Annotated in this window: 24 protein-coding genes; 11 read left to right on the forward strand and 13 right to left on the reverse strand. The window is 32.6% G+C overall.

The window, feature by feature from the left end; all coding sequences use genetic code 11:
- The first annotated feature begins 15 nt into the window (after nt 1-15).
- Nucleotides 16-1,527 (forward strand): FMN-binding glutamate synthase family protein, encoded by a 1,512-nt coding sequence (locus QWY99_RS13165; protein WP_290265939.1) that lies wholly within the window; start codon nt 16-18, stop codon nt 1,525-1,527.
- A gap of 76 nt (nt 1,528-1,603) precedes the next feature.
- On the opposite strand, the gene QWY99_RS13170 is transcribed toward QWY99_RS13165, so the two are convergent.
- Entirely contained in the window at nt 1,604-2,008 is a 405-nt protein-coding gene (locus QWY99_RS13170; RefSeq protein WP_290265940.1) for a hypothetical protein, read from the reverse strand.
- A 343-nt stretch (nt 2,009-2,351) separates the two neighbouring features.
- Here QWY99_RS13170 and QWY99_RS13175 point away from each other — a divergent pair, with 343 nt between their 5' ends.
- From QWY99_RS13175 to QWY99_RS13190, 4 genes are all read left to right on the forward strand, one after another.
- Nucleotides 2,352-2,927 (forward strand): non-canonical purine NTP diphosphatase, encoded by a 576-nt coding sequence (locus QWY99_RS13175; RefSeq protein WP_290265941.1) that lies wholly within the window; start codon nt 2,352-2,354, stop codon nt 2,925-2,927.
- Between the two features lie 207 nt (nt 2,928-3,134).
- Nucleotides 3,135-5,033 carry a DEAD/DEAH box helicase gene (locus QWY99_RS13180; protein WP_290265942.1) on the forward strand — a complete coding sequence of 633 codons (1,899 nt, stop codon included), beginning with the start codon at nt 3,135-3,137 and terminating at the stop codon, nt 5,031-5,033.
- Nucleotides 5,034-5,120: 87 nt separating this feature from the next.
- A complete protein-coding gene (locus QWY99_RS13185; protein WP_290265943.1) occupies nt 5,121-5,888 on the forward strand; it encodes a carboxypeptidase-like regulatory domain-containing protein in 768 nt (255 codons plus the stop codon).
- A gap of 136 nt (nt 5,889-6,024) precedes the next feature.
- The gene (locus QWY99_RS13190; RefSeq protein WP_290265944.1) at nt 6,025-7,335 is read left to right on the forward strand and encodes a DUF389 domain-containing protein; all 1,311 of its coding nucleotides are present in this window, start codon (nt 6,025-6,027) and stop codon (nt 7,333-7,335) included.
- Between the two features lie 275 nt (nt 7,336-7,610).
- Here the strand turns inward: QWY99_RS13190 and QWY99_RS13195 are convergent, their stop codons facing one another.
- Nucleotides 7,611-9,071 carry an aminoacyl-histidine dipeptidase gene (locus tag QWY99_RS13195; protein ID WP_290265945.1) on the reverse strand — a complete coding sequence of 487 codons (1,461 nt, stop codon included), beginning with the start codon at nt 9,069-9,071 and terminating at the stop codon, nt 7,611-7,613.
- A gap of 109 nt (nt 9,072-9,180) precedes the next feature.
- Between QWY99_RS13195 and QWY99_RS13200 the strand changes: the two genes are divergently transcribed.
- The 3 genes from QWY99_RS13200 to QWY99_RS13210 are packed head-to-tail and all read left to right on the forward strand — an operon-like array spanning nt 9,181 to nt 11,431.
- Nucleotides 9,181-10,242: a DUF3810 domain-containing protein gene (locus tag QWY99_RS13200; RefSeq protein ID WP_290265946.1), complete on the forward strand. Its 1,062-nt coding sequence runs from the start codon at nt 9,181-9,183 to the stop codon at nt 10,240-10,242.
- A 58-nt stretch (nt 10,243-10,300) separates the two neighbouring features.
- The gene (locus QWY99_RS13205) at nt 10,301-10,795 is read left to right on the forward strand and encodes an RNA polymerase sigma factor (protein ID WP_129537742.1); all 495 of its coding nucleotides are present in this window, start codon (nt 10,301-10,303) and stop codon (nt 10,793-10,795) included.
- A gap of 6 nt (nt 10,796-10,801) precedes the next feature.
- Nucleotides 10,802-11,431, forward strand: coding sequence for a DUF8845 family protein (locus QWY99_RS13210; RefSeq protein WP_290265948.1), 630 nt, complete (start codon nt 10,802-10,804; stop codon nt 11,429-11,431).
- Between the two features lie 78 nt (nt 11,432-11,509).
- On the opposite strand, the gene QWY99_RS13215 is transcribed toward QWY99_RS13210, so the two are convergent.
- Nucleotides 11,510-12,319 carry a lysophospholipid acyltransferase family protein gene (locus tag QWY99_RS13215; RefSeq protein WP_290265949.1) on the reverse strand — a complete coding sequence of 270 codons (810 nt, stop codon included), beginning with the start codon at nt 12,317-12,319 and terminating at the stop codon, nt 11,510-11,512.
- Nucleotides 12,320-12,544: 225 nt separating this feature from the next.
- Nucleotides 12,545-13,189: an NUDIX hydrolase gene (locus QWY99_RS13220; RefSeq protein ID WP_290265950.1), complete on the reverse strand. Its 645-nt coding sequence runs from the start codon at nt 13,187-13,189 to the stop codon at nt 12,545-12,547.
- A gap of 183 nt (nt 13,190-13,372) precedes the next feature.
- Here QWY99_RS13220 and QWY99_RS13225 point away from each other — a divergent pair, with 183 nt between their 5' ends.
- From QWY99_RS13225 to QWY99_RS13235, 3 genes are read left to right on the forward strand one after another with little or no spacing between them, the layout of a single operon-like run.
- A complete protein-coding gene (locus QWY99_RS13225; protein WP_290265951.1) occupies nt 13,373-14,119 on the forward strand; it encodes a hypothetical protein in 747 nt (248 codons plus the stop codon).
- A gap of 2 nt (nt 14,120-14,121) precedes the next feature.
- Nucleotides 14,122-15,195 carry a PCMD domain-containing protein gene (locus QWY99_RS13230; RefSeq protein WP_290265952.1) on the forward strand — a complete coding sequence of 358 codons (1,074 nt, stop codon included), beginning with the start codon at nt 14,122-14,124 and terminating at the stop codon, nt 15,193-15,195.
- Nucleotides 15,196-15,225: 30 nt separating this feature from the next.
- Nucleotides 15,226-15,660 carry a DUF4268 domain-containing protein gene (locus tag QWY99_RS13235; RefSeq protein WP_129537738.1) on the forward strand — a complete coding sequence of 145 codons (435 nt, stop codon included), beginning with the start codon at nt 15,226-15,228 and terminating at the stop codon, nt 15,658-15,660.
- A 110-nt stretch (nt 15,661-15,770) separates the two neighbouring features.
- On the opposite strand, the gene QWY99_RS13240 is transcribed toward QWY99_RS13235, so the two are convergent.
- The 9 genes from QWY99_RS13240 to QWY99_RS13280 form a co-directional block, all read right to left on the reverse strand.
- Nucleotides 15,771-16,181, reverse strand: coding sequence for a hypothetical protein (locus QWY99_RS13240; RefSeq protein WP_290265953.1), 411 nt, complete (start codon nt 16,179-16,181; stop codon nt 15,771-15,773).
- Between the two features lie 3 nt (nt 16,182-16,184).
- Complete coding sequence (locus tag QWY99_RS13245) at nt 16,185-17,129, reverse strand: NAD(P)H-dependent flavin oxidoreductase (protein WP_290265954.1); 945 nt, start codon at nt 17,127-17,129, stop codon at nt 16,185-16,187.
- Between the two features lie 13 nt (nt 17,130-17,142).
- A complete protein-coding gene (locus tag QWY99_RS13250) occupies nt 17,143-18,756 on the reverse strand; it encodes a S8 family serine peptidase (RefSeq protein ID WP_290265955.1) in 1,614 nt (537 codons plus the stop codon).
- 48 nt (nt 18,757-18,804) lie between these two features.
- On the reverse strand, nt 18,805-19,992 hold the full coding sequence (gene mnmA, locus QWY99_RS13255; protein WP_290265956.1) for a tRNA 2-thiouridine(34) synthase MnmA: 1,188 nt from the start codon (nt 19,990-19,992) through the stop codon (nt 18,805-18,807).
- 198 nt (nt 19,993-20,190) lie between these two features.
- On the reverse strand, nt 20,191-20,913 hold the full coding sequence (locus QWY99_RS13260) for a toxin-antitoxin system YwqK family antitoxin (protein WP_290265957.1): 723 nt from the start codon (nt 20,911-20,913) through the stop codon (nt 20,191-20,193).
- A 103-nt stretch (nt 20,914-21,016) separates the two neighbouring features.
- Nucleotides 21,017-22,924 (reverse strand): membrane protein insertase YidC, encoded by a 1,908-nt coding sequence (gene yidC, locus QWY99_RS13265; protein ID WP_290265958.1) that lies wholly within the window; start codon nt 22,922-22,924, stop codon nt 21,017-21,019.
- Nucleotides 22,925-22,990: 66 nt separating this feature from the next.
- Nucleotides 22,991-24,604, reverse strand: coding sequence for a CTP synthase (gene pyrG, locus QWY99_RS13270; RefSeq protein ID WP_290265959.1), 1,614 nt, complete (start codon nt 24,602-24,604; stop codon nt 22,991-22,993).
- 593 nt (nt 24,605-25,197) lie between these two features.
- Nucleotides 25,198-25,611, reverse strand: coding sequence for a DUF4190 domain-containing protein (locus QWY99_RS13275; RefSeq protein WP_290265960.1), 414 nt, complete (start codon nt 25,609-25,611; stop codon nt 25,198-25,200).
- 118 nt (nt 25,612-25,729) lie between these two features.
- The gene (locus QWY99_RS13280) at nt 25,730-25,960 is read right to left on the reverse strand and encodes a DUF3820 family protein (protein WP_290265961.1); all 231 of its coding nucleotides are present in this window, start codon (nt 25,958-25,960) and stop codon (nt 25,730-25,732) included.
- Between the last annotated feature and the right edge of the window lie 335 nt (nt 25,961-26,295).

Below are 26,295 nucleotides of genomic sequence, written 5' to 3' on the forward strand. Positions count from 1 at the left end.
TAAATATTAAAAAACATGAGAAAAAAATTCTTCATTTACGGAATCTTATTGTTTCTAGTCGTTGCCGCAATTTACCTTTATTCTGGTCGTGGTTTTTTACTCGTTATCATTTTACCTATATTATTAGTAATTGGAATTTATAATACCAAACAAGAAAAACACGCAATTCTACGCAATTTTCCTGTTCTTGGTTATTTTAGATATCTTTTTGAGATGATTGCTCCAGAAATTCAACAATATTTTATAGAAAGATCTACTGATGGCAAGCCTTTTTCAAGAAATCAACGTTCTTTAGTTTATCAAAGAGCCAAAAATATAGATTCTAGCTCTCCTTTTGGAACGCAGTTAAATCTTAATCATGATAGTTATGAAGGAATAAAACATTCTATTTTCCCAGCAAAAGTAAACGAAGAGTTACCTCGTGTTCTCGTTGGAGGAAAAGATTGTAAACAACCATATTCTGCTTCATTACTAAATATTTCTGCAATGAGTTTTGGTTCTCTTAGCGAAAATGCCGTTAGAGCCTTAAATATAGGTGCACAAAAAGGAAAATTCTATCAAAATACAGGCGAAGGTGGTCTTACAGAATTTCATCTTGCTGGTGGTGGTGATGTTACTTGGCAAATTGGTACTGGTTATTTTGGCTGTCGTGATGCTAATGGAAACTTTGATGGAGAAAAATTTAAGGAAAAAGCAATATTGCCAAATGTAAAAATGATAGAAATTAAGCTATCGCAAGGAGCTAAACCAGGACATGGTGGTGTACTTCCTGCAAGTAAAAATTCTGAGCAAATAGCAAAAATAAGAGGTGTTGAACCACATACTACAATTTTATCACCTCCTAGTCATAGTGCTTTCTCTGATGCAAAAGGATTAGTTCATTTTGTAGCTCGTTTACGTGAATTATCAGAAGGAAAACCAATTGGCTTTAAACTTTGTATTGGAAACACTAAAGAGTTTGAAGAGATTTGTCATGAAATGATCGCTGAAGATTGTTTCCCTGACTTTATTACTATAGATGGTGCCGAAGGTGGAACTGGTGCTGCTCCGCTAGAATTTGCAGATGGTGTTGGTATGCCATTTGAACCTGCATTAATTTTTGTAAATAAAACACTGATTGCCTTAAATATAAGAGATAAAATGAGAGTAATTGGTAGTGGAAAGATCATTTCTGGATACTCTATACTACATGCCGTAGCTCTTGGTGCTGATATGTGTAATAGCGCTAGAGGTTTCATGTTTTCACTAGGTTGCATTCAAGCACTACGTTGCCATAATAACGAATGCCCAACGGGAGTTGCTACTCAAAACAAAATGCTAATGAAAGGTTTAGTAGTTACAGATAAATCTGATCGTGTATATCATTTCCATAAAAACACATTACACTCGGCAAATGAATTATTAGCCGCATCGGGTAAAACACGTTTCTCAGATGTTGATATCAATATCTTTATGCGTGGTGATGAGTTTACTAATTTATCTGAACTCTATTTCCCAGATAACTTAACAAGCGTTACTAAACGCTAAAAACAAAAATCCTCTTTGTAATATTCACAAAGAGGATTTTTTATTTCAAACAAAACTAATTAATAGCTCTGAATAGTTACTTCAATAAAACGTCTAAAGTTTCATTATTCAATACCTCTTTATTAAGAACAGTATTATCATTTGCCAAGAAATAAGCATCAAACTGTACTCCTTCTTTAATTAACTCCTTAGGAATTTGATTTTTGTTTATCATTTCTTTCAATAGCTTAGGAAATGCCAAGCTAGCAACTACTTTATTGGAATCGTTTTCTGGCAAATTAGTTTCAAAACGCAGTTCGACTTTATTATCATTTATATAACCTCTGGCTGTAGTAAGTGTTACATGTTCTGCTTTAAAAGTTGCTGCAGTACTATTATAAGTGGTAACATACTCCTGAAGTTTTTGCTTGGTGTTTTTACAACTTGCTAATAACACTACAATAGCAATGATAGATAAAACTTGGGTTATTTTCTTTATCATATTTTTTTTAGTTCAGTTAATGAATCATTAATTCAAACATAATATAATTCCATTTCATACACAATAATTTTTACAGACAGTAACCCCACAAAAAATATTCAACCAAATTTTAGAATTTAAATGAGGACTCAAATGTTCTAAATAATACTAGGTCATTTTAGTCCTGTTCCGATAACTATCGGAAGAAATGGCATCCTTTCATGGCGGTCCCGATAGCTATCGGGATTCCATAAAAGATTAAATAGACAGCAGGATAAGCTACAAAAAATCTACTGTAAAATTAAAGTTTCATTAAAACGTTGTAACTTTGTGTAAGCCTTTTTTAATTAAACACCTATATATAATGAATCTCGTTTTCGCTTCGAACAATCAAAATAAAATTCTGGAAATACAAAGCATTCTTAATGGTAGTATAAAAGTACTAAGCCTGGAAGATATTGGCTGTCATGAAGATATTCCTGAAACTGCAGATACAATAGAAGGAAATGCTATTCTTAAAGCCGATTATGTTACTAAAAAATACGGTTACGACTGTTTTGCTGACGACACTGGACTTGAAATAAATGCTTTAAACGGAGAACCAGGAGTTTATTCAGCTAGATATGCCGGAGAACAACGCAATTCTGATGACAATATGAATAAGGTTTTGAGTGCTTTAAGCGATGCTTCTGATCGAAATGCGAATTTTAAAACGGTCATTGCATTAAATCTTAACGGAAAGCAACATTTATTTACCGGAATTGCTAATGGAAAAATTACTCACGACAAAAAAGGCAGTCAAGGTTTTGGCTATGATCCTATTTTTCAACCTGAAGGATATCAAGAAACTTTTGCTGAATTACCGCTAAATATCAAAAATGAAATTAGCCATCGCGCAAAAGCAACACAGCAACTTATCGATTTTTTGAACATAATTTAATAATTGTTTAAAATGCAACATTTTATAATGTAAATTTTAAATTTCAAGACGTTTTTTTGCTTCAATTTCTAAAAAAATGACTACAGAATAACAACACATAAATATAACTATTTGATAATCAAATCTTAATAAATACATAATTCTTAAAATAGCATTAGTTTATCTGAATAATTAACAGTAATTTTGCACCCTATTTTAAAAATACATATGAATAAATTTGAACAATTAGGATTGAGTGAATCGTTACTGAAGGCGATTTTAGATCTAGGATTTGAGAATCCGACCGAAGTACAGGAGAAAGCGATTCCCCTATTATTGGAAAAAGACACAGATATGGTTGCGTTGGCTCAGACAGGGACAGGGAAAACGGCAGCTTTTGGTTTTCCGCTAATTCAGAAAATTGATGCCAACAATAGAAATACACAAGCATTAATTTTATCTCCAACACGCGAGCTTTGTTTGCAAATTACTAACGAAATTAAAAACTACTCTAAATACGAAAAAGGTATTAACGTAGTAGCTGTTTACGGTGGTGCAAGTATTACAGAACAAGCTAGAGACATAAAAAGAGGAGCGCAAATTATTGTGGCTACTCCAGGTAGAATGCAAGATATGATTAACAGAGGATTGGTAAACATTTCTCAAATCAACTATTGTGTTCTTGATGAGGCTGACGAAATGTTAAACATGGGATTCTACGAAGATATCGTAAACATCTTATCTACATCTCCAGACGAAAAAAGCACATGGTTGTTCTCTGCAACTATGCCACAAGAGGTTGCTAGAATTGCAAAACAATTCATGCACGACCCATTAGAAATTACTGTTGGAGCTAAAAACTCAGGTTCTTCGACTGTATCTCACGAATTTTACTTAGTAAACGCACGTGACCGTTACGAGGCTTTGAAACGTTTAGCTGATGCTAATCCAGACATTTTCTCTGTAGTTTTCTGTCGTACTAAGAGAGATACTCAGGCTGTTGCCGAAAAATTAATTGAAGATGGATATAGCGCTGCTGCGTTGCACGGAGATTTATCTCAAGCACAACGTGATGGTGTAATGAAATCTTTCCGTGGAAGACAAATTCAGATGCTTGTTGCTACTGACGTTGCTGCACGTGGAATTGATGTTGACAATGTGACTCACGTTGTAAACTACCAATTACCTGACGAGATTGAAACATACAATCACCGTTCTGGTCGTACTGGTAGAGCTGGAAAATTAGGAACTTCTATCGTAATTGTTACTAAAAGTGAATTACGTAAAATTTCTTCAATTGAAAGAATCATCAAACAAAAATTTGAAGAGAAAACTATTCCTTCTGGAATCGAAATTTGCGAAATTCAATTATTGCACTTAGCAAATAAGATTAAAGATACTGAAGTTGATCACGAAATTGACAACTACCTTCCTGCTATTAACAATGTTTTAGAAGGACTTACAAAAGAAGAATTAATCAAGAAAATGGTTTCTGTTGAATTTAACCGTTTTATTGCTTATTACAAAAAGAACAGAGATATCACTAATCAATCTGCAGGTTCTGAAAGACGTGATGATAGAGATGGTAGCGCAAGACCAAACAACAATGGTGGTGCAACTAGATACTTTGTTAACATTGGATCAAGAGACAATTTTGACTGGATGTCATTAAAAGATTACTTGAAAGAAACATTAGACTTAGGTCGTGATGACGTTTTCAAAGTAGACGTAAAAGAAGGTTTCTCTTTCTTTAACACTGACCCTGAGCACACTGAAAAAGTAATGGAAGTATTAAACAACGTTCAATTAGAAGGACGTAGAATTAATGTTGAAATTTCTAAAAATGATGGTGGTGGAAGACGTGACCATAACGGAAGAAATTCTGGTGGTGGTTTTGGTGGCGGAAGAAGTTCTGGACCAAGAAGAGAAGGTTCTGGCGGTGGATTTAGAAGCGACAGAAATTCTGCTCCAAGAGAAGGTGGTTTTAGAAGCGACAGAAACTCTGCTCCACGTGAAGGTGGTTTTAGAAGCTCTGCTCCAAGAAACGAAGGTGGTTCTGATAGAGCTCCTAGACGTTCTGAAAGCTTTGGTGATTCATCTAGACCAAGAAGACCAAGAAGAGATTAATTCTCTTTGTTAATTTTCTGATAATAATACCAGAAGACTACAAAATATTCAATCCTGATTACTACTTTTAGAGTCTTAAATCAGTTTATGAAATATTTTGTAGTCTTCTTATTTTTAGTACTATCCACAGCCGCGTTTTCTCAAGAGACTGAGCATCCTCAACGCGTATCTGGTTACGTTGTTAACGACAACACAAAACTCCCTCTATCTAACGTAAACATCATCAATCTTAACAAAGTAAGAGGTGCTACATCTGACATAAAAGGGTATTTTGAAATTGATGTTCAGCCAAATGATACCTTACACTTCTCTATTTTAGGATTTCAATCCTTAAGAATTCGTGTAACCAATGACTGGATAAAAAATAAAGTCACTAAAATTCAGCTTACTGAAAAAGCTATTGCACTTGAAGAAATTGTAATAAGACCTTTTAACTTAACTGGGTACCTAGAAGTTGACTCAAAATTAATTCCTTCAAAAGAAAATTACCGTTATAGTATTTCTGGACTAACTCAAGGCTATGAGGCTGGAGAATACTCTCCTAATGCTTTTGGAAAAGTACTTGGATCTATTTTCAATCCAACCGATGTTCTTTATAATTTTTTTGGTAAAAACCCCAAGGAATTAAGAAAGCTTAAGGAAATGAAAAAAGACGATACTGTTCGTAATCTGTTAGAATCTAAATTTGACAGAGAAACTGTATCTGTACTACTTGGAATAAGCAAAGAAGAAATACCTGAGATTTTAAAGCGTTGCAATTATTCTGATTCATTTATACAAGGCGCAAACGATTTACAAATAATGGATGCCATAAGCGGTTGTTATGAACAATACAAAATCCTTAAACGTAATTAGGCACTAAAAACATAAAAAAAAAACGATCCTCACTACCAAAAGTAGCTGAGGATTTTTTTTTCACACAACTCCCCTGCTACACCTAAATTTTCTGATATATAATTTGTAACTTAACATTTCGTAAACTCTTTTGCAGATGAAAAAAGAAATAAATAAAGTCTTAAATTTTATAGACCTTCATAAAGGAGAAGAGAACAAAAAGAAAGTAATTGAAAACATTACAAGTAGCATCTCTTTTAGAGGCTCTAACCTATGGATATTAGCTTGTGCAATACTTATTGCGTCTGTAGGCTTAAATGTAAATTCTACGGCAGTTATAATTGGCGCCATGTTAATTTCTCCTCTAATGGGACCAATTGTTGGAGCCGGTTTTGGACTAGGAATGTATGATTTTGAATTGGTAAAGAAATCTATTAAAAACCTTCTGATTGCTACATTTGTAAGTTTAGCAATTTCTACTTTATATTTTTACGCAAGCCCCTTTAAAGAGGCCCAATCGGAGCTCTTAGCTCGAACATCTCCAAATATATATGATATATTAATCGCCTTCTTTGGTGGCTTAGTTGGCGTGATTGCAGTGACAAGAGTCGAAAAAGGAAATCCAATTCCTGGAGTTGCCATCGCAACTGCTTTAATGCCTCCTTTATGTACTGCTGGATATAGCCTAGCTCTAGGAAACATAAGTTATTTTTTGGGCGCTATGTATTTATACGCCATTAACTGCGTATTTATATGCATTGCTACTTTTATAATCGTAAAATTTCTACAATACCCCGTTGCTCAACAATTGGATTTAAAACGTGAAAAACAAGTAAAATACGGGATTACTATACTTATCATGCTAATGATTTTACCTAGTATTTATTTCGCATATCAACTTTTTATTGAAAAGAGCTACCGCTTAAAAACAGAAGTTTTCATCAAAAAAGAGTTCACAGATCATGATTACCCCTTAATATATAAAAAGGTAGATTACAATAGTAACCCTAAAAAAATAGAACTTGCTTTTTTATCTAAAAAATTCAACAATGAGGAAATTAGCGAATTAAATAAAAAACTGATTGACTATAATTTGCCAAATACCCAACTATTAATTCAACAAGACACTTTTAACATAAGCCGTGACATTCTAAATAAAATGAATTCTAGCAGAGATTTAGTTGACAAAAAAGACATTATAATCAATAGCTTACGCGAACAACTAGCTGAATACCAATTTAACAATGAGCAAATTACAGACGAATCAAAAGTTCTTTTTCCTTATGTATCTTCATTGACTATCGGAAACTACTCTTATAAAAATGCACAAAACACCAAAATAATACCTATTATTTTATATCAAAGTAAAAAAGAATTAAACAAAGACACAAGTCAGAAATTAAAATCATGGCTCAAAATTCGATTAGCAAAAGACTCCATCGAAATATACAGACAAGTACCTAAATAATATATTTGATTTGAAATACTTTATTAGCTTATTAAAAAATAGTTACTATATTTACTTTTACATAATAAGAAATTAACTAAACTAGAATATCATGTCAAAGGGTCAAGACGCAAAGAAAACTGCAAAAAAAGAACCTCTTAAAACTGCAAAAGAAAAGAAAGAGGAAAAGAGAGAAAAGAAAAATAGTCCTAAAAGAGACTAATTTTTAGTATTCAGTTACAGTCACAGTTTTCAGCTTATAACCGATTACTGTGACTGCATACTGATACTAATTATTATTTAACTGGAATGTTGCTTAGAATTTCTAAAACAAATTTCCAATATTTTTGAGCTGAAGAGATACTCGCTCTTTCATCTGGTGAATGTGCTCCGTGAATTGTTGGACCAAAAGAAATCATATCCATATCAGGATAATTAGTTCCTAAAATACCACATTCTAAACCAGCGTGACAAGCCACAACTTTTGGTTTTTCATTATTTTGTTTTTCATAGATTCCAACTAAAACATCTAATATCTCTGAGTTTACATTTGGAGTCCAACCTGGGTAACTTCCAGAAAGTTCTACTTCACAACCTACTAATTCAAAAGCAGAACGCAATGCGTTAGCCAAGTCAAATTTAGATGTTTCAACAGAAGAACGTGTTAAACATCCAATCTTAATTTCACCATCTTTTACTATAACACGAGCAACATTATTTGAAGTTTCAACTAAGTCGTCCATATCAGCACTCATTCTGTAAACTCCATTATGAGCAGCATAAATAGCGCGAATAATACCTTCTTGAACCCCTAAATCCATTACTTTTTCAGGCAAATCGCATTTAACGATTTCTATCGTAAGATTTGGCTCAGTAGTTTTATACTCCGTTTTAATATCATTGATGATTTCCTGCATATCAAAAATGTAAGCTTCATCAAACATCTCTGATATGATTACTTTCGCTACACTTTCTCTTGGAATCGCATTACGCAAACTTCCACCGTTTATCTCAACTACTTGTAATCCGAAATTTTCAAAAGCATCAAACAACAAACGGTTCATAATTTTGTTGGCATTCCCCAAACCTTTATGAATATCCATTCCTGAGTGACCACCTTTAAGACCTTTTACAGTGATAATGTGTCCAACAGATCCTTCTGGAACTTCTTCTTCATTATACGTTCTTGTAGCTGTTACATCAATACCTCCTGCGCAACCTATATCAATTTCATCATCTTCTTCAGTATCTAAATTCAATAAAATCTGACCTTGAAGAATACCTCCTTTTAAGTTTAACGCCCCTGTCATTCCAGTTTCTTCATCAATTGTAAACAAAGCTTCGATTGCTGGATGCGGAATATCTTTACTTTCTAAAATAGCCATTATCGTTGCAACTCCAAGTCCATTATCCGCACCTAGTGTAGTTCCTCTAGCGCGAACCCAATCCCCATCAACATACATATCAATTCCCTGTGTGTCAAAATCAAAAACCGTATCTGCATTTTTTTGGTGCACCATGTCCAAGTGGCCTTGCAAAACGATTGCTTTACGATTTTCCATTCCCGGAGTAGCTGGCTTGCGAATAATTACATTACGAATTTCATCCTCAAAAGTTTCTAATCCTAAACTAGTTCCGAAGTTTTTCATGAACTCAATAACACGCTCTTCTTTCTTCGATGGACGCGGTACCGCATTCAAATCAGCAAACTTATTCCAAAGTGCTTTTGGTTCTAAATTTCTTATTTCTTGACTCATTATGTTTTGTTTGATGTTTAACATTTTTCAACTTCAAAGTTACAAAGTTTAAATTCTTTTTCGAAACAATTGATATTGTATTTATATTTACGAATTCAAAATTTACACTGTGAAATCAAAATATATTCTTCCCTTATTTTTACTACTCCAAATCATTTTCTTAAAGATCATCCCTTTTTACCCTGAATTTGTAGAAAAATACTACAGTACTGGTCTGTATTTAAAAATTGCTTCTTTTTCAAGGATTACATTTGGGCGAATTCCGTTTTCTATAGGCGATTGCATTTACTTCATCTTAATAGTATTGTTTATTAAGTGGATTTGGACTAAACGAAAGTCATGGAGGCTATTATGGAAGGATAACCTCTTAACTGCCTTAAGTTTTCTTTCGGTATTTTATTTTTTATTCCATTTCTTATGGGCTTTTAATTATTACCGAGTGCCTTTATTTGAAAAAATGGGAATTCAAAGAGAATATTCTGATGGAGACTTATTAGATTTTACAAAAAAATTAATCACCAAAACGAATTCCATTCAATACCAAATAACTAAAAACAACAACCTAAAAGTTAAATCTCCTTATTCGCAAGAACAACTTTTTAAAATGAATTTAAACGGGTATTACAATCTCGCAACCGAACATCCTTATTTTACCTATTCACATTTAAGTGTAAAAAAATCACTTTTCAGCCTTCCTCTTACCTATATGGGATTTGGTGGTTATCTAAATCCATTTACTAATGAAGCTCAAGTAAATGATCTTGGTCCGTTGTATAGTTTTCCGATGACTGCAAACCATGAAATGGCACATCAAATGGGATATGCAAGCGAAAGCGAATGCAATTTTATAGGATTCTTAGCTTCTATAAAAAATGACAATTTACATATTCAATATTCAGGCTATAGCATGGCTTTACGCTATTGTTTAGGAATTATAAGAGCAAAAGATGAAAAATTATTTAATCAAATAGTGAAAACTGTTCATCCTGGAATTCTAAATAACTATAAAGAAAGCCAAGATTTCTGGAAGCAATATGAAACATTTATTGAGGTTGGTTTTCATATTTTTTATGACAATTTCTTGAAAATGAATCAGCAAAAAGATGGCATGGATAGCTATAGTCGATTTGTTGATTTAATGATTAATTACTACAAAGAGAAAGAGCTATAATTTTTTCTTTAAGGAATAAAAACTGTAACAAAATCGGCATTAATACTACTAATACAATATGAACGATAATTTAGAACATTCATTTGTTGTGCAATTGCAGGCAAACCAGAATATAATCCACAAGATTTGTAGATTATATACTGCAAACCAAGATGCTCACAAGGATTTGTTTCAAGAAATTACGATTCAGTTATGGAAAGCATATCCAAAATTTAGAGGTGATAGCAAATTTTCTACTTGGACTTATCGAGTCGCGCTAAATACCGCTATTACGTTATATCGAAAAACAAAACGTTCGATAGCTACTGTAGAGTTTGAAAATCACCAGCATTTTATAAAAGAAGTTGATTACAACTATGAAGAAGAGGAACAAATTAAGTTAATGTACAAAGCCGTTTACCAACTAAACGATATCGAAAAAGCATTGATTTTCATGTATCTAGAAGATAAAGATTATCAAGAAATTGCAGAAACTTTGGGGATTAGTGAAGTAAATGCACGAGTGAAAATGAATAGAATTAAAGGGAAACTTAAAAAAATATTAAATCCTTAAAAAAATATGAAAGAGCTGGATTTACTAAAAAAAGATTGGAACAAAACCGCAACTACTTTTGAGCAAGTATCTGAAGTAGATATTTATAACATGATTCACAAAAAGTCGTCATCGATTGTAAAATGGATCTTGGTTATAAGTTTTCTAGAAATATTATTTTGGACCGCATCGAATATCTTGTTTAGCATTGATGATTTCTTGAGACAAATCAATCATCCTGAATATATACTATACCTTGAAATAATAACGTATTTTAATTATGTAGTACTACTTGTTTTTATGTATTTTTTCTATAAAAACTACACAACTATATCGACTACAAAATCTACAAAATTATTAATGAGTAGTATCTTAAAAACCCGTAAAACGGTTCAATACTATGTTTGGTTTAATTTAGCAATGGCCGTTTTTAGCTCATTTATAAGCTTCTTTATTGCTTTATCAAGCCCTGAAATGAACTACCTTAAAGAGAAAATCGCGACCAACGGAATGGTAATGCTAATGGTTATAGGCATTTTACTCCTAGTTACTCTTGCTTGGTTGGGATTTGCATGGTGCTTTTACAGAATTCTATACGGTAGATTACTACGAAGATTATACGTTAATTATAAAGAGCTTAAGAAAATAGATTTATAGGGATGTAAAACATATTTTGTAAAATGTAAAGATGGTAAATATTTGAAATTAAATCCATTATTACATTTTACAAAAAAACTAATATCCCCATCTACGCATTTTGTTCAATTCTTCTTCTAATTTTAGGTCTTCAGCTGAAATAACTTTTAAAAATGAAGGATGTTGTTCAATAGCGTATTCTACTTTTTCGACAATTTCATCAATTGTATCATTATCATAATCAATATCAAGTGGTTCTTTGATTATAAATGACTGTAATATTCCTTTCTTTTTCATTCGTAATCCTTTTTTATCAAAAGATCTACGGAAGCCATCGATTACAATTGGAACAACTATTGGTCTGTGTTCTTTTATAATGTGCGCTGTTCCTTTACGAACTGGCTTAAATGACTTCGTTGTTCCTTGCGGAAACGTAATTACCCATCCATCATTAAGAGCAATTTTTATATTTTCGGTATCATTAGGATTTACATCTCTTTTTTCAGTAACATCTACACCTTTAGCTCTCCAAGTACGTTCTACGCTTATTGCTCCAACATAAGCCATAATTCTAGGCAACAAGCCAGATCTCATAGTCTCTTTAGCGGCAACATAATAAATATTCATTTTAGGTTGCCATAAGTAACCTACATTTTTTATATTATCTGCTCTTCCACTCAAACTTGCGTTAAAAACATGAAACATAGCTACAACATCAGCAAAGTAAGTCTGATGATTGGATATAAAAAGAACATTAGTATCTGGTAAATTTCTTATGATTTCTGAACCCTCGATTTGCAATTCGTTAAAACCTCGATAACGTCTGTGTGTAATTGCACCAAATATTCGAATTAACCATTTTTTTATAAATAGTATATGACCAAAAGGATTTCTCTTAAACAATCCCATAAATTTATGTGTTATTTTGAAAATTAGAAAGACAAACTTACGAAATTTATTTTTGTCTTTTCCACCAACAGTCACTCTTGCACCACAAATCGCAACTATCTATATATCAAACAAAAGAAGATTTTCTCTCAAAATTCAAAACAAAAAGGAGTCAATCAGATATGAGCTAAATAGGCATAAAAAAAATCTTTTAAAGTAAGTAACTGCCCTTTCTTTGCTTTTCGATTAATTTACAATATTTGTTTTCAAAACTTCTTTTAACTCACTCAATATCATAGCAGTTGCTCCCCATACAATGTGATTTTCTATTTTAAAAGCAGGCACAGTAATATTTGTCGCATACGAAGTTGACAAAGTCGTTTCGATAACAATTTCATCATCTAAAAAAACTGAAAGTGGCAACTCGATGATATCTGCAACCTCTCTTGGATCTGGTCGAAAATAAATCTCTTCTTTACAAATCCCTAAAAAAGGATGTACTACAAAATTACTTGGTGGAATATAGGTCGGTGTAAATGCCTTTATAACTTCAATTTTATCAGGCAAAACGCCAATTTCTTCATGTGTTTCACGCAATGCAGTATAAGCATAATTCTCATCATCTTGCTCATATTTCCCTCCAGGAAATGCTATTTGTGATGAATGCACTCCATTATAGGCATTACGCACGATTAAAACCAAATGAGCAATCTCATTTTTAGGATAAAGCAACATCATAACCGCAGCAACTCTCGGAGTAATCCCCTTACTTTCAATATTTTTCACAACTTCCATTCGTTCCAATGGAGCCATTTTATAATGTGCTACTTCCGCAGGAAGCGATACTGCAACAAGATTTGGAACATAATGCAATACGTTTTGAAAATTCATATAGGAGTTTCTAAGTAATTTAAATAATATATAAATATAGTTTAGAATTCATCATCTCACAAGTTTTAAGAAAAACTAACTCCTTAAAATTCTTTATTTTTAAAAGAAAACACAATAAAAATCGTACTTTTATAATAGTTTTTCACTGAAAACCAGAATCTTTAAGTCTGATAAAATTAATTTATGACTAAAAAATCCTTACTCCTTTATTGTTTGTTATTTACTCTATTATTGTTTGTTCAGGCAAGTACTGCTCAAAATCAAATTAATAAAGACAGCATAAGTTCTAAAAATAAACTGACAGCAAAAGGGAATACGTATAGTGGGCTAACTTTTAAACTCTCGTCAAAAGACACTGATGTAAGACAAGGCCTTTTTGTAAACGTAAGTGATCAATCCCGAAATTTATTTAAAACTAGTGTCGATGCGGGGTATTTTGTCAAAGACAATCTAGCCTTGGGAGCCTTGATAAGCTATGAGAATGATCGTAGGGACCAAATTGAAACCGATCAACAAAATGTTCAAACCGCTGTGCAATACGCTAAAGACTCCTATGGAATTTATGGCACCATGAAAAATTTCATTCCTCTGGACAATAAGGGACGTTTTTATCTATATAATTTAGTCCTTTTGGGAGCCAATTTTAAAAATATAATCGAAGAACGAACTACAGATGATTTATTAAAAAGGAGCTATACTAAAAACAAAGTCGTTGAATTACAAATTAATCCTGGAATCATGGTTAATATAGTAAGGGGATTTTCGGTAGAAGTAGGCGCACAAGTTGCAGGTATAAGTACTTCTTGGTCTGAAACCAAGGTAAATAATGAAATCACCGAAAAGTCACATGCTACTGATGCCGATTTCAGTATAAACTTACTACGATTGAACATCGGTTTTTACTATTATTTTCCACTTAAAAGAAAATAAAAATGAAAAATACATTCTTCTATAAAACATTAATTTTTATCTTATTATTAGTTGCAACTTCTTGTGTAAACGATACTTATTTTGGTAAATCTGATAAAAATGACATTCGTTATTTTACTCTACAAAACCAATCTGGATTTTCTAATATTAACATCAAAGCAAAGACCATTTCTATAACTATAAATGCCGAAACAGATCTAACAAAACTAGCTATTGATTCTGTTGCGTTGTCTACTTTTGCAACGCTTTCTCCAAATAAAGAAACAAGCAGAGATTTTACAACTCCGCAAACTTATACTGTTACTGCCGAAAATGGCGACAAGGCTACTTATACCGTTACAGTTATCCAAGAAGGAGCTTATCCACAATTAGATAACAGCAATTTTGATTCTTGGTACACTCCATCAGGAAAGAAATACCAACAACCAGGAGCTGACGATAATACAATTTGGGCAACTGCCAATGATGGAACTACGACTACAAACAGCTCTAATGTGACAACATATCCATATCAGAATTCTGGCACTGATTATCTGGCACAAATTGTTACCAAAGATTTAGGTAATCTAGCAGGATTAATTGGCCAACGCATGGGATCTGGTACTTTATTTACAGGTAAATTTGTTTTGAATATCGCAAATCCATCTACTTCTGCACAATTCGGAATTCCTTTTACCGCCAAACCAAAAAGCTTTACTGTTCAGATAAAATATACTGCGGGAACTCCATATCAAGATGGTAAAGGCAAGGTTATAGATAAAGCTGACCAAGCTGATATTTATGTGATTCTTGAAAACAGAGACGATCCAAATGCCATTAAACGCATCGCTACTGGCTGGCATAGAACTGGAACAACAATGGGTATGAATCTTCAAAATATTAATGTAGATTTGACCTACGGAACGTTAAACTCAAGTTTTCCTGATTATCAGAAACCTAGCAATGGACTTTATGGAAATTCCAACGACAAGCCTACACATATCAGCGTAGTTTTTGCCTCAAGTGCCGATGGAATTTTATATGAAGGTGGAGTAAATAGTACGTTATACGTGAATAATTTTGAACTTAAATATTAAAAATAGTTACGACTATACAAATTATTAAAGATGTACAGTAAAGAAGAATCGCAGAAAATGAAAAGAGAATTTTGGGTGGCTTTTGCCGAGAAATACCCAAGAAAATGGGTGCTTTATGATACCAAAATTAAAGATTTCTCTTTTAAGTTTTATGTTGACAATAAAAAAGCACAAGTTTTAATCGATATTGAACATCGTAATGATGATAAACGAAATGCTTACTATGAAAAACTAGAAGCATTAAAAAATATTCTAGAAGAAGAATTCATTAAAGATCTTGTTTTTGAAAAAGAATATACTTTAGAAAGTGGTAAAACCATAAGCCGTATCTGGATTGAGAAACTAGGAGTTGGCTTTAGTAATCGTAACTATTGGGATGAAATATTCGACTTTTACTTCGAAAAAATGAATGCGCTAGAAATGTTCTATCTAGAATATGATGAATTTATTAAGGACATAGAATAGCATTTTTATTTAGGTTCCGAAATGCTAAATATCAAAGAACAAAAATTTCATAAACTACAATAACAAACAAACCCGACCAATTATAAAAATCTGTCGGGTTTGTGCTTTTTTTAGATAGTGAAAATATTATATACAATAATTCTGTTATTGAAATTTATATATAACTGTTTCCTATTGTCTTGTTTCTTTCTGGTAATAATTGATAATTTAGTATCATTCCCATTTAAATCTTTACAAACGAAAGAATAAACAATATCCGTTTCATTTTCTTCTCTAGCAATATAATCAGAGATTTGATATACTTGTGTCTCTTGAGAATTAACTACAATTCGGTTTTTATCTGTATCCAAAACTACTAAAACATTAACCAACTCAAGATCTGACCACTTGCCCCATTTTCCTCTTTCATTTTTCTCTAAAACACTATAACCAGAAGTTCTAAACTTATAACTCTGAGCATAGGTTTGTTGCACACAAAGTCCTAGAAAAAATAATACTATAACTTTTTTTATCTGATTCATTCGCTAGAAATCTAAGTTTACTGTTTGTTTACGTACCTCATGAAATTCCAAAATCATTTCTTCAAGAATGGTTGCGGCAGGTTTAATATCATGAATAAGTCCTGCTACTTGTCCGATTTCTAGTTCTCCTTCATCCAAATCTCCTTCAAACATGCCACGCTTTGCTCTTGCTCTTCCAAGGAGCTCTACAAGTTCCTCTTTTGTCGGACACTTTTCATACAATGCCTGAACATCTTGATAAAATTTATTCTTGATTAATCGAACCGGAGCCAACTCTTTTAATGTCAATTGAGTATCTCCCTCTTTTACATCAACAATCGTTTGCTTAAAATTATCATGTGCCGAAGATTCTGTTGAAGCCGCAAAACGACTACCAACCTGAACTCCATCAGCCCCCAAAACCATCGCTGCAAGCATTCCTCTTCCTGTTGCAATTCCTCCCGCTGCTATAAGCGGAATGGCAATTTTTTCGCGTACCATTGGGATCAATGTAAAAGTTGTTGTTTCGTCTCGACCATTATGTCCTCCAGCTTCGAATCCTTCGGCTACAATAGCATCGACGCCTGCTTCTTGAGCTTTTAAGGCAAAAATAGTACTACTTACCACATGTACGACTGTGATTCCCTTTTCTTTCAAAAAAGAAGTCCATGTTTTAGGATTTCCAGCCGATGTAAATACTATTTTAACTCCTTCATCTACAATAATTTTCATTATCTCCTCAATGTTAGGATAAAGCATTGGTACATTTACACCAAAAGGATTTGAAGTTTCTTTTTTACATTTTTGTATGTGCTCACGCAATACTTCTGGATACATCGAGCCCGCTCCTATTATTCCAAGACCTCCAGCATTACTTACTGCACTTGCCAGTTTGTAACCACTATTCCAAATCATTCCTGCTTGAATTATTGGATACTTTATATTAAATAGAGTTGTTATTTTATTCATGTAATAATGCCAATTATTGTTTTATGATTTTTCCTGTTTTGTAGAAGTTACCTGCCTCTAAAGTATAAAAATAAATTCCTGAATTTAACGATTGTAACGAAACTAATGATGACTGATTTGTAATTTCTTTTTCAATTACCTTTTGCCCGAGTAAAGAATATACACATACTAATGCTACATTAACCTCTTTTGATAACACAAATGAAATTGAAGATTTAGTTGGATTAGGATATACCAAAAAATTTGTTTTTTCAATTGACTCTACATCTAATCCAGTATTTAAAGCCAAGCTAAAATTTGGTATTCCGTAACCATATTGAACATTTGGAGATGTGTATCTATCAGATGATTGCAAAACCAATTGCCTAATTTCCTGATTTGTTTTGTTTGGAAAAGCCTGCCATAAACAAGCGATTGTACCTGCCATTATTGGACATGAAAATGAAGTTCCATTTATTCTAACAATATTCCCCGAAACATCCGAAACTACAGCTGCACTTCCTTGTGCCATGACATCTGGCTTAATTCTACCATCATAACTAGGACCAATAGAACTGAAATTCGATACCATTTTAGAAGCAGTCACTGAACCCACTGTAATTACCGACATTGCATCGGCGGGAGCGCCAATATGTTTCTCTAATTCATCTCCTTCATTACCTGCAGACGCAACTACAATCATTCCTTTACTAAAAGCAATTTCTGCTCCTCTCGATATAAAGTTGGTTGTACCATTCATATCACTATACACATGACTGTAATTTGGATTGTCGTATTCGAAATAGCCCAAAGAAGTTGTAATAATATCAGCTCCTAATCTATCAGCTTCTTCTGCTGCTTCAACCCAAAGCGATTCTTCAACAGGATTCTCCGAAGCATCATCTTCTGTGATGAATAAGTAATAAGAAGCATCGGGAGCAGTTCCTACCAAAGCATTTTCTTTGTATCCTCCCATTGTAGAGAGCACTTCTGTACCGTGTGAATCTCCTGTATTGAAGTTAGGGCTTCTTAAAACATAATTATAACCGCCTAAGATTTTATTATTAACTCGCAAACGCTCAAAAGTACTTGCAGTATTGACTCCCGGGAAACCAGCATCAAGAACAGCTATTATTTTACCTGAGCCTGTATAATTTTGTTCGTGCAAAATTTGCCCATTTAGCATTTGAATCTGGTTTGCAGATGTACCATAAGAGTAATTTACAGCAGTTTTAAGATTTTTATCTGTAATTTTTACTTTATCTGATGTTATTTTTTTTGCTGTACTGTTTAATGCATTATTTGCAAAATCAACTTTAGATACAAATGCAAGTAACTTTAGTGAATTGATATTTGCTTGCGTGCCTCGGATATGAAGTGCGTTTAACCATTTGGATTGTGCCATAACAGTGATTCCAGCGCTTGCTTTTACCTGATTGATATAAGTAGTTTCAACAGGAATATCTTTAATATCTAAAGCTATCTTTTGGTTGCTCCTCCTATCCAAAGCTCTTTGCGTAAGCATCAACAAAGGATTATCGTAATAGACTTGAGCATTGGGTTTACCGTTAAAATAAACCCATGCTTCTTCTTGCGAGAAAGTCGCAGACGATATGATTAAAAAGAGAAATAGGAAATATCTTTTCATTTGTTACTTCTTTAAAAAAGGGAAAGCCCTCTGTAAAAAAGTACTAATCTAAGAAATTACTCCCGAACCAACTAATTCATTATCTAAATACCAAGCAGCAAATTGTCCTTCGGTTATAGCTGATTGTGGTTCATCGAAGTGAATATACATACCTCCTTCAAATTGGTATAAGGTTGCTTTCTGTAAGGGTTGACGGTAACGAATTCTTGCCATTACTTCCATTTGTTCACCGTTTTTTAAAGCCATATCTGTTCGAATCCAGTGTACTTCTGAATTTTCGATAAATAATGCTTTTTTAAATAAACCTGGATGTTGACTCGTTAATCCTGTGTAAATTGTATTTGTTTCTACGTTGGTTGCAATGATAAACAACGGATCTGTTGTTCCCCCCACATTAAGTCCTTTTCGTTGACCAATTGTAAAATAATGTGCTCCTTGATGTTTTCCTACTACTTTACCCATTTTTGGTGTATAAGGTAGTTTTTGAGACTCAAATTCTAATTCTTTTTCAAGAGATAAACCTGTTTCTTTTTCTGAATTATATATTGGATCGTTTTTATCTATTTGTACAATTAAACCATCTTTAGGTTGCAATTGTTGTTGTAAAAACTCAGGCAAACGCACTTTTCCAATGAAACACAAACCTTGCGAATCTTTCTTTTCGGCAGTAACCAAATCCATTTCGGTAGCAATTTCTCGTACTTCTGGTTTTGTTAATGCGCCAATAGGAAATAATGATTTAGCCAATTGCTCTTGTGACAACTGACATAAAAAATAAGATTGATCTTTATTAGTATCGGCTCCGGCAATAAGTTGGTATACTTTTTCGCCGTTAACCTCAATTTCTGCTTTTTGACAATAATGTCCTGTTGCTACATAATCTGCTCCAAGACTTAATGCAATTTTCATAAAAACATCAAATTTAATCTCACGATTACATAACACATCTGGGTTTGGTGTGCGTCCTTTTTCATATTCGTTGAACATATAATCAACGATTTTTTCTTTGTATTCTTCGCTTAAATCAACGGTTTGAAATGGAATTCCAAGTTTCTCGGCTACCAATAAAGCATCATTACTATCTTCTAACCAAGGGCATTCGTTAGAAATTGTAACTGAATCATCATGCCAATTCTTCATAAAAAGGCCAATAACCTCGTATCCTTGTTGTTGCAACAAATAAGCGGCAACACTTGAATCAACACCTCCAGAAAGTCCTACTACAACACGTTTCATATATTCGAAATCTAAAAAAAATTATTTTACAAAGTTAACCCTTAATTGCAGATAATAACTATTGTTTCCATTAGTTTATCCAATCGAAGGGTAGATAAAAGTTATTATGCTTTTTGTTTGAATTTATTCCTCTAAAATAACAACATAAATCTATTGAACATCTTTTAGTTGAAGTTGAATAGATTATTTACTATTGATTTATTTTTTTTTCTTTTCAACCTTGGTAGCGGTTTCATTTGTGTTTTTTGGGTCACTCATATTGACTTCTTTTACTAGTTTTCCACTTTCAAAAAACTGCCAATTACCCATTTTTTTTCCTTTCCTGAATATTCCTTTTGAAGCAACAACACCATTCGAGTTATTAAAAACAGCATCTCCATCGAGTTCGTTATTTTTATAGTTCAGTTGTTCCAAAATGTTTCCGTTTTCAGCAAATCTTTTATAAGCACCTTCTTTTACATCTTTTGCATAATTCATTTCTTCAGCAATTTTCCCATTTGGATAAAAAACTGATCGTAAACCATTTAGTTTTCCTTTACTATAATTTTCAATTGTCATTACAGTTGGCGATGCTTGATGGTAATACTTCCATTCGCCCTCAAAAAGTTTATTAATGACTTTACCTTCGCTTACTTTGTTCTTAGCTTGATCGTAAAAAATAGTATAAGCACTGCCATCATTTGCACTAAAATCTCTTGTTGCAATCACACTAGCTGCTTTCGTATCATCATAAAACTTAAAAACACCCGTTTCCTTACCATGATTAAAAATTCCTTCATAACGAGGTCTTTTTGACTCCTCATAAGTTCCTTTCCAAGGTCCATCCTTTTTTCCGTTTTCATCTAGCTTATTTACTGTTTGTGCATTTATAAAAAAAGCATTTAACAATAATAACCCAAGTAATATTTTTTTACAAATCATCTTATAGTCTATTTTTTAACCTTAACGAAATAATGCATTAATAAATTATACGTGTATAAAAAAATCCCGATAAATCGAGATTTTTTTATTTTCAATACTTCTATTATTTTTTGCCTTTAGCCGCTTTTGCAGCTTCTTGTTGCTCCATAACATCTTGTAAACGTTTCTGGAACTTACTTTGTTTTTTAGGCTCTTTTAATTTATTTTCTTGTATTTGAGCATGAATTTTATCGCTATCTACAATGTAGTTTTTAATTACAAACATAATTCCGATTGTAATTAAGTTAGAGATAAAGTTATACAAACTCAAACCTGCTCCATACGAGTTGAAAAATATCAACATCATAAGTGGTGAAACATAGATCATGATTTTCATCATCTTAGCCATATCTGGCATACCTTCTTGTTGAGGAGCTGCCATTTGTTGATCTCCAGATGTCATTTTCATGTAAAAGAAAATCGCAATTGCTGCCAATATAGGAAACAAACTAATATGATCTCCATATAAAGGAATATGGAATGGTAAATTTACAACAGCATCAAATGAAGATAAATCGTCTGCCCAAAGGAATCCTTTTTGTCTTAACTCAAACGCTGATGGGAAGAACTGGAACGAAGCATACATAAACGGAAGTTGTATCAAGGCTGGAATACATCCCGCCATTGGGTTTACTCCTGCTTTATTATACAGCTTCATTGTTTCTTGCTGTTTCTTCATTGGGTCTTTCTTGTATTTTTCACCCAATTCTGTAATTTCAGGTCGCAATACTTTCATTTTTGCCTGTGACAAGAATGATTTATAGGTAATTGGCGACATCACTATTTTGATTATAATCGTAAACACGATAATAGCAATTCCCAAAGATAACCCCATTGTTGAACTCAAGAATCCAAATAAAGGAATGAAGATAAATTTATTAATCCATCCAAATATTCCCCAACCTAATGGAATAATTTTCTCTAAATTTGCATCATAAGCTTTTAATGTTTTATAATCTGATGGTCCAAAGTACCAACTCATATTATAATCAATCTCTCCATTTGAAAAAGCTAATGGTATATTAGATTTGAATTGTTTAGTAAAAACGGTATCTATTTTTTCATCATTAACTAAATCAATAGATTCTAATTTAGAATTCTCAAAAGGTTTTTTTGTTAATAAAATAGTTGAGAAAAAGTGCTGTTTGTAAGCAAGAAAACTTAAGCTTTCAGGTGTAACTTCTTCTTTCTTACCTAAACCAGCATAATCAACTTTTCCATCTTTATGCTCGTAATAAATTTCAGCATAACGCTTTTCAATAGAAATGCTTTTCTCATTTCTATACGTCTTTAAATCCCATTGTAAATCCAATGGTTTAGACGTATTTAAAACTTTATTTAATCCTTGTGAACGAAGATCAAATCCAATCATATAATCGTTTGGTTTCAACACATACTTGTATTCCAAGAATTCGTTTGGACCTGCTTTTAAACGCATTGATAATACTTGATCCTCACCATTTTTAGTCAATGTAGGCTCAAAGAATAAATCTTTAGTGTTTAAAGTACGATTATCATTAGTCGCTAATTGAATATTTAAACTAGCATTGTTGTCTTTAATTAACTCTACTAATTGTCCTGATCCTTTTTCGAATTTTTCGTATTTTTTCAAAATTGCTTCAACTATAAAACCACCTTTATTAGCGATTTTTAGTTTTACAACATCATTTTCGATTGTAGTAAAAGTTTCTTTAGCAGAAGGAAGTGTAGCCGAATAAGCAAATCCACCTAATGTTTTTTGCAATTTTGCTAATTGTAATGTATCTCCAGGAGTTGTTGCAACTGGCAAAACCGCAGCTTTAGCAGCAGTATCTTTAGCTTGGGCTTCTTGTTTAGCAACTAATTCTTTTTTGGCTTTTTCTGCAGCGATAGTAGCTTCAGAAGGTTTGTTTTGATACATGATCCAAATCAAAATACCAAAAATCAATACAAAACCAATAACCGAATTGAGATCAAATTTTTTTTCTTCCATTGTAATTTTTATTCTAAATTTTATTTTTTCGTTTCTTCTGTTTTTAGAAACTTATGCAAATATGTATTATTTTTTATGAGCTGTAACCGCTGCTGCAATAAAATTAACAAAAATAGGGTGCGGATTAGCTACTGTACTTTTGTATTCTGGATGGTATTGTACTCCGATAAAAAATGGGTGATCTTTTAACTCTACAATCTCCACCAATCCTGTATCTGGATTTATTCCTGAAGCAATTAATCCTGCTTTTTGTAATTCATCTACATACTGACTGTTATACTCATAACGGTGACGGTGACGCTCTGAAATAGATGTTTTACCGTAAATTTTATATGCCAATGAATCTGGTGTAATATCACATTTCCATGCACCAAGACGCATTGTTCCTCCTTTATCGGTTATCGTTTTTTGCTCTTCCATTAAATTCACAACTGGATGAGCAGTATTCTCATTCATCTCTGTTGAATTTGCATCTGTGTATCCTAAGATATTACGAGAATATTCGATTACCGACATTTGCATTCCAAGACAAATTCCGAAAAATGGAACTTTATTTTCACGTGCATAACGCACTGCTTCAATTTTTCCTTCAATTCCTCTTTCTCCAAAACCTGGAGCAACAAGAATTCCGTCTAAACCTTTTAGTTTTTCTTCTATATTATCTTCATTGATATGCTCAGAGTGAATAGAAACAACATTTACTTTAGTTTCGTTTGAAGCTCCTGCATGAATGAATGCTTCTAAAATTGATTTGTAGCAATCTTGCATTTCTACATATTTACCAATCAATCCAATATTAATTGTATGCTTTGGATTTTTTAATCTTTTTAAGAACGTATTCCAGTTTTTTAAATCCGGAGCTGCTTTTTTAGGTAAATCCAATTTCTTTAAAGCAACTATATCTAATCCTTCTTCAAGCATTAAATTAGGAACTTCATATATTGTTGATGCATCGATTGACTGTATTACAGCCTCCCTTTTTACATTACAAAACAAAGCAAGTTTGTTACGTAATTCATCTGAAAGTTCATGTTCTGTTCTGCAAACTAAAATATCAGCTTTGATTCCGCTTTCCATTAAAGTTTTCACAGAGTGTTGTGTTGGTTTTGTTTTCAACTCACCTGCTGCAGCCAAATAAGGCACTAATGTTAAGTGAATAACAATTCCGTTATTCTCTCCTAATTCCCATACCAACTGACGAACTGACTCGATATAAGGTAAAGATTCTATATCTCCAACTGTTCCACCGATTTCGGTAATAACAATATCGTAATCACCAGATTTACCTAGCAATTGCATTCTATCTTTAATTTCGTTGGTAATATGAGGTACTACTTGTACCGTTTTTCCAAGAAACTCTCCTCTTCTCTCTTTTTCAATAACCGAAAGATATACTCTACCAGTAGTTACGTTATTAGCCTGAGATGTAGGAACGTTTAGAAAACGCTCATAGTGCCCTAAATCCAAATCGGTTTCAGCGCCATCATCAGTCACATAACATTCTCCGTGCTCGTACGGATTTAATGTACCCGGATCTACGTTAATATACGGGTCAAATTTTTGAATAGTCGTGCGATAACCTCTTGCTTGTAAAAGTTTTGCCAAAGATGCTGCGATGATCCCTTTTCCTAATGAAGAAGTCACACCACCTGTAACAAAAATATATTTCGTTTGATTCATTCTGTTGTTGTTTGTATGTAGTTGTGTAAAAAACGTGGCAAAAGTACAAATTAAATTGGACAAATTGTCAATTAGATAATTAGATAATTTTCATTTTTTTAAACAGAACGTTTAGTTGTTTCCATAATTCATAATTTTCCTTTTCAAATAGACGTCATTTTAATCAATCTACTTATTCTATCTGAAATTTTATATTATGACTAAGTTATAAAATGAAAATATAAAAAATATTGCACTGCAAATGACGTCAAAAGTCAGCAGTAACTTAAAATTAGAAGAGTTCATTATTTTATTAACAACTAAACGAGCTATTAATTGAATTAGAAAAAATGAAAAGATTTTCAAACTGTAAGCATTGTAAGCAATAGCTTTCTCGAGGTTAAAATTCAAAATCTGAGAAAAGGCTCTTGTTAAACCGCGACTTTTGCAATAGCCTATTGGCATCCCTTCACAAGAAGAGGGAATCCCAAAATTCAAAAAAGCAGACAAATAGGAATAAAAAAAGACAAACATAATTAATATAATAAAAATTAAGTTTATCTTTTTATAAGAATCTATTCCGTAAGAAGTATTTATTTTCAAAAAAAAATATATTATTTCTCTTCTTCTACTTTAACTGTATCAGCAGTTACCTCAATACTATTATTTAAAGAATCTTGCGATTTTGTTGCTTCAACATTTATAGAATCAAATGTTTTGCTAATCCCGCTATTATTAAATCCAAAAACAGAACTAATAGTATTTACCATAACAAGCCCCCATATAATAATAAAAGCTGTTGCAACTATTCCTAGTATTAAACCTGCTATTGGCATCGTAGTAGGAGCATTTTCTTTTTTTGCTTGCGATAAGCCAATTGCTCCAAAAATGATAGCTAATACTCCAAAAAGTACTGCAATTAAACCGAAACAGGGAATAAATGCTGCAACAACAGCTACTATTCCTAAAACTAAAGCTGCAATGCTCATTCCTTGACCCGCATTCGACGTAGGTAAATTGTTTTCCATAATTTTTTAATATCTTAATTACTACAAAAATATAAAAAAATCATTGAAAACAAAGTAAAAAACCTACATTAAAATTTCAAGTTATCAACAATCAAATAAAATGAGTTTTATTACTATATTATGTTTTTGGGTATTTCTTTCTAATATTTCGAATTAATTCTTCTAAGCCATTTAATTTTAATTCGTAAACCAATTGCAATTGCAATCCCAATTCTCCTTTTGGAAATCCTTTATTACTATACCAAACCACATAATATTCAGGTAGATCAATAAGAAAACGCCCTTCGTATTTACCGAAAGGCATTTTTGTATGGGCTAATTTTATAAGCTCTTTGTTGTTTTGTTCCATTTTTAAAATAAAAAAAAGCAAGAAAAAAGAGTACAGATTGAATCTTTTTCTTGCTTCTAATGAATGCAAAGCTATTATTATTTCAGTAACTTTTTATTTTTTCTACCACAGATTTTTAAAATAGTCTACAGTCGAAAGACAGTCGCAGTCTTCAGTCGCAGTTTACAGTCGCAGTTTTTAAAATAGTTTACCGTTTTCAGTCTCAGTTTACAAATTGACTGCTTACTGAGACTGAGACTGTTTACTAATACTGAGACTGTTTACTGAGACTGAGACTGTTTACTAAGACCGTAAACTGAGACTGCGACTGCATACTGAAAACTGCGACTATAAAC

The organism is Flavobacterium branchiarum (assembly GCF_030409845.1).
Taxonomy (GTDB): Bacteria; Bacteroidota; Bacteroidia; order Flavobacteriales; family Flavobacteriaceae; genus Flavobacterium; species Flavobacterium branchiarum.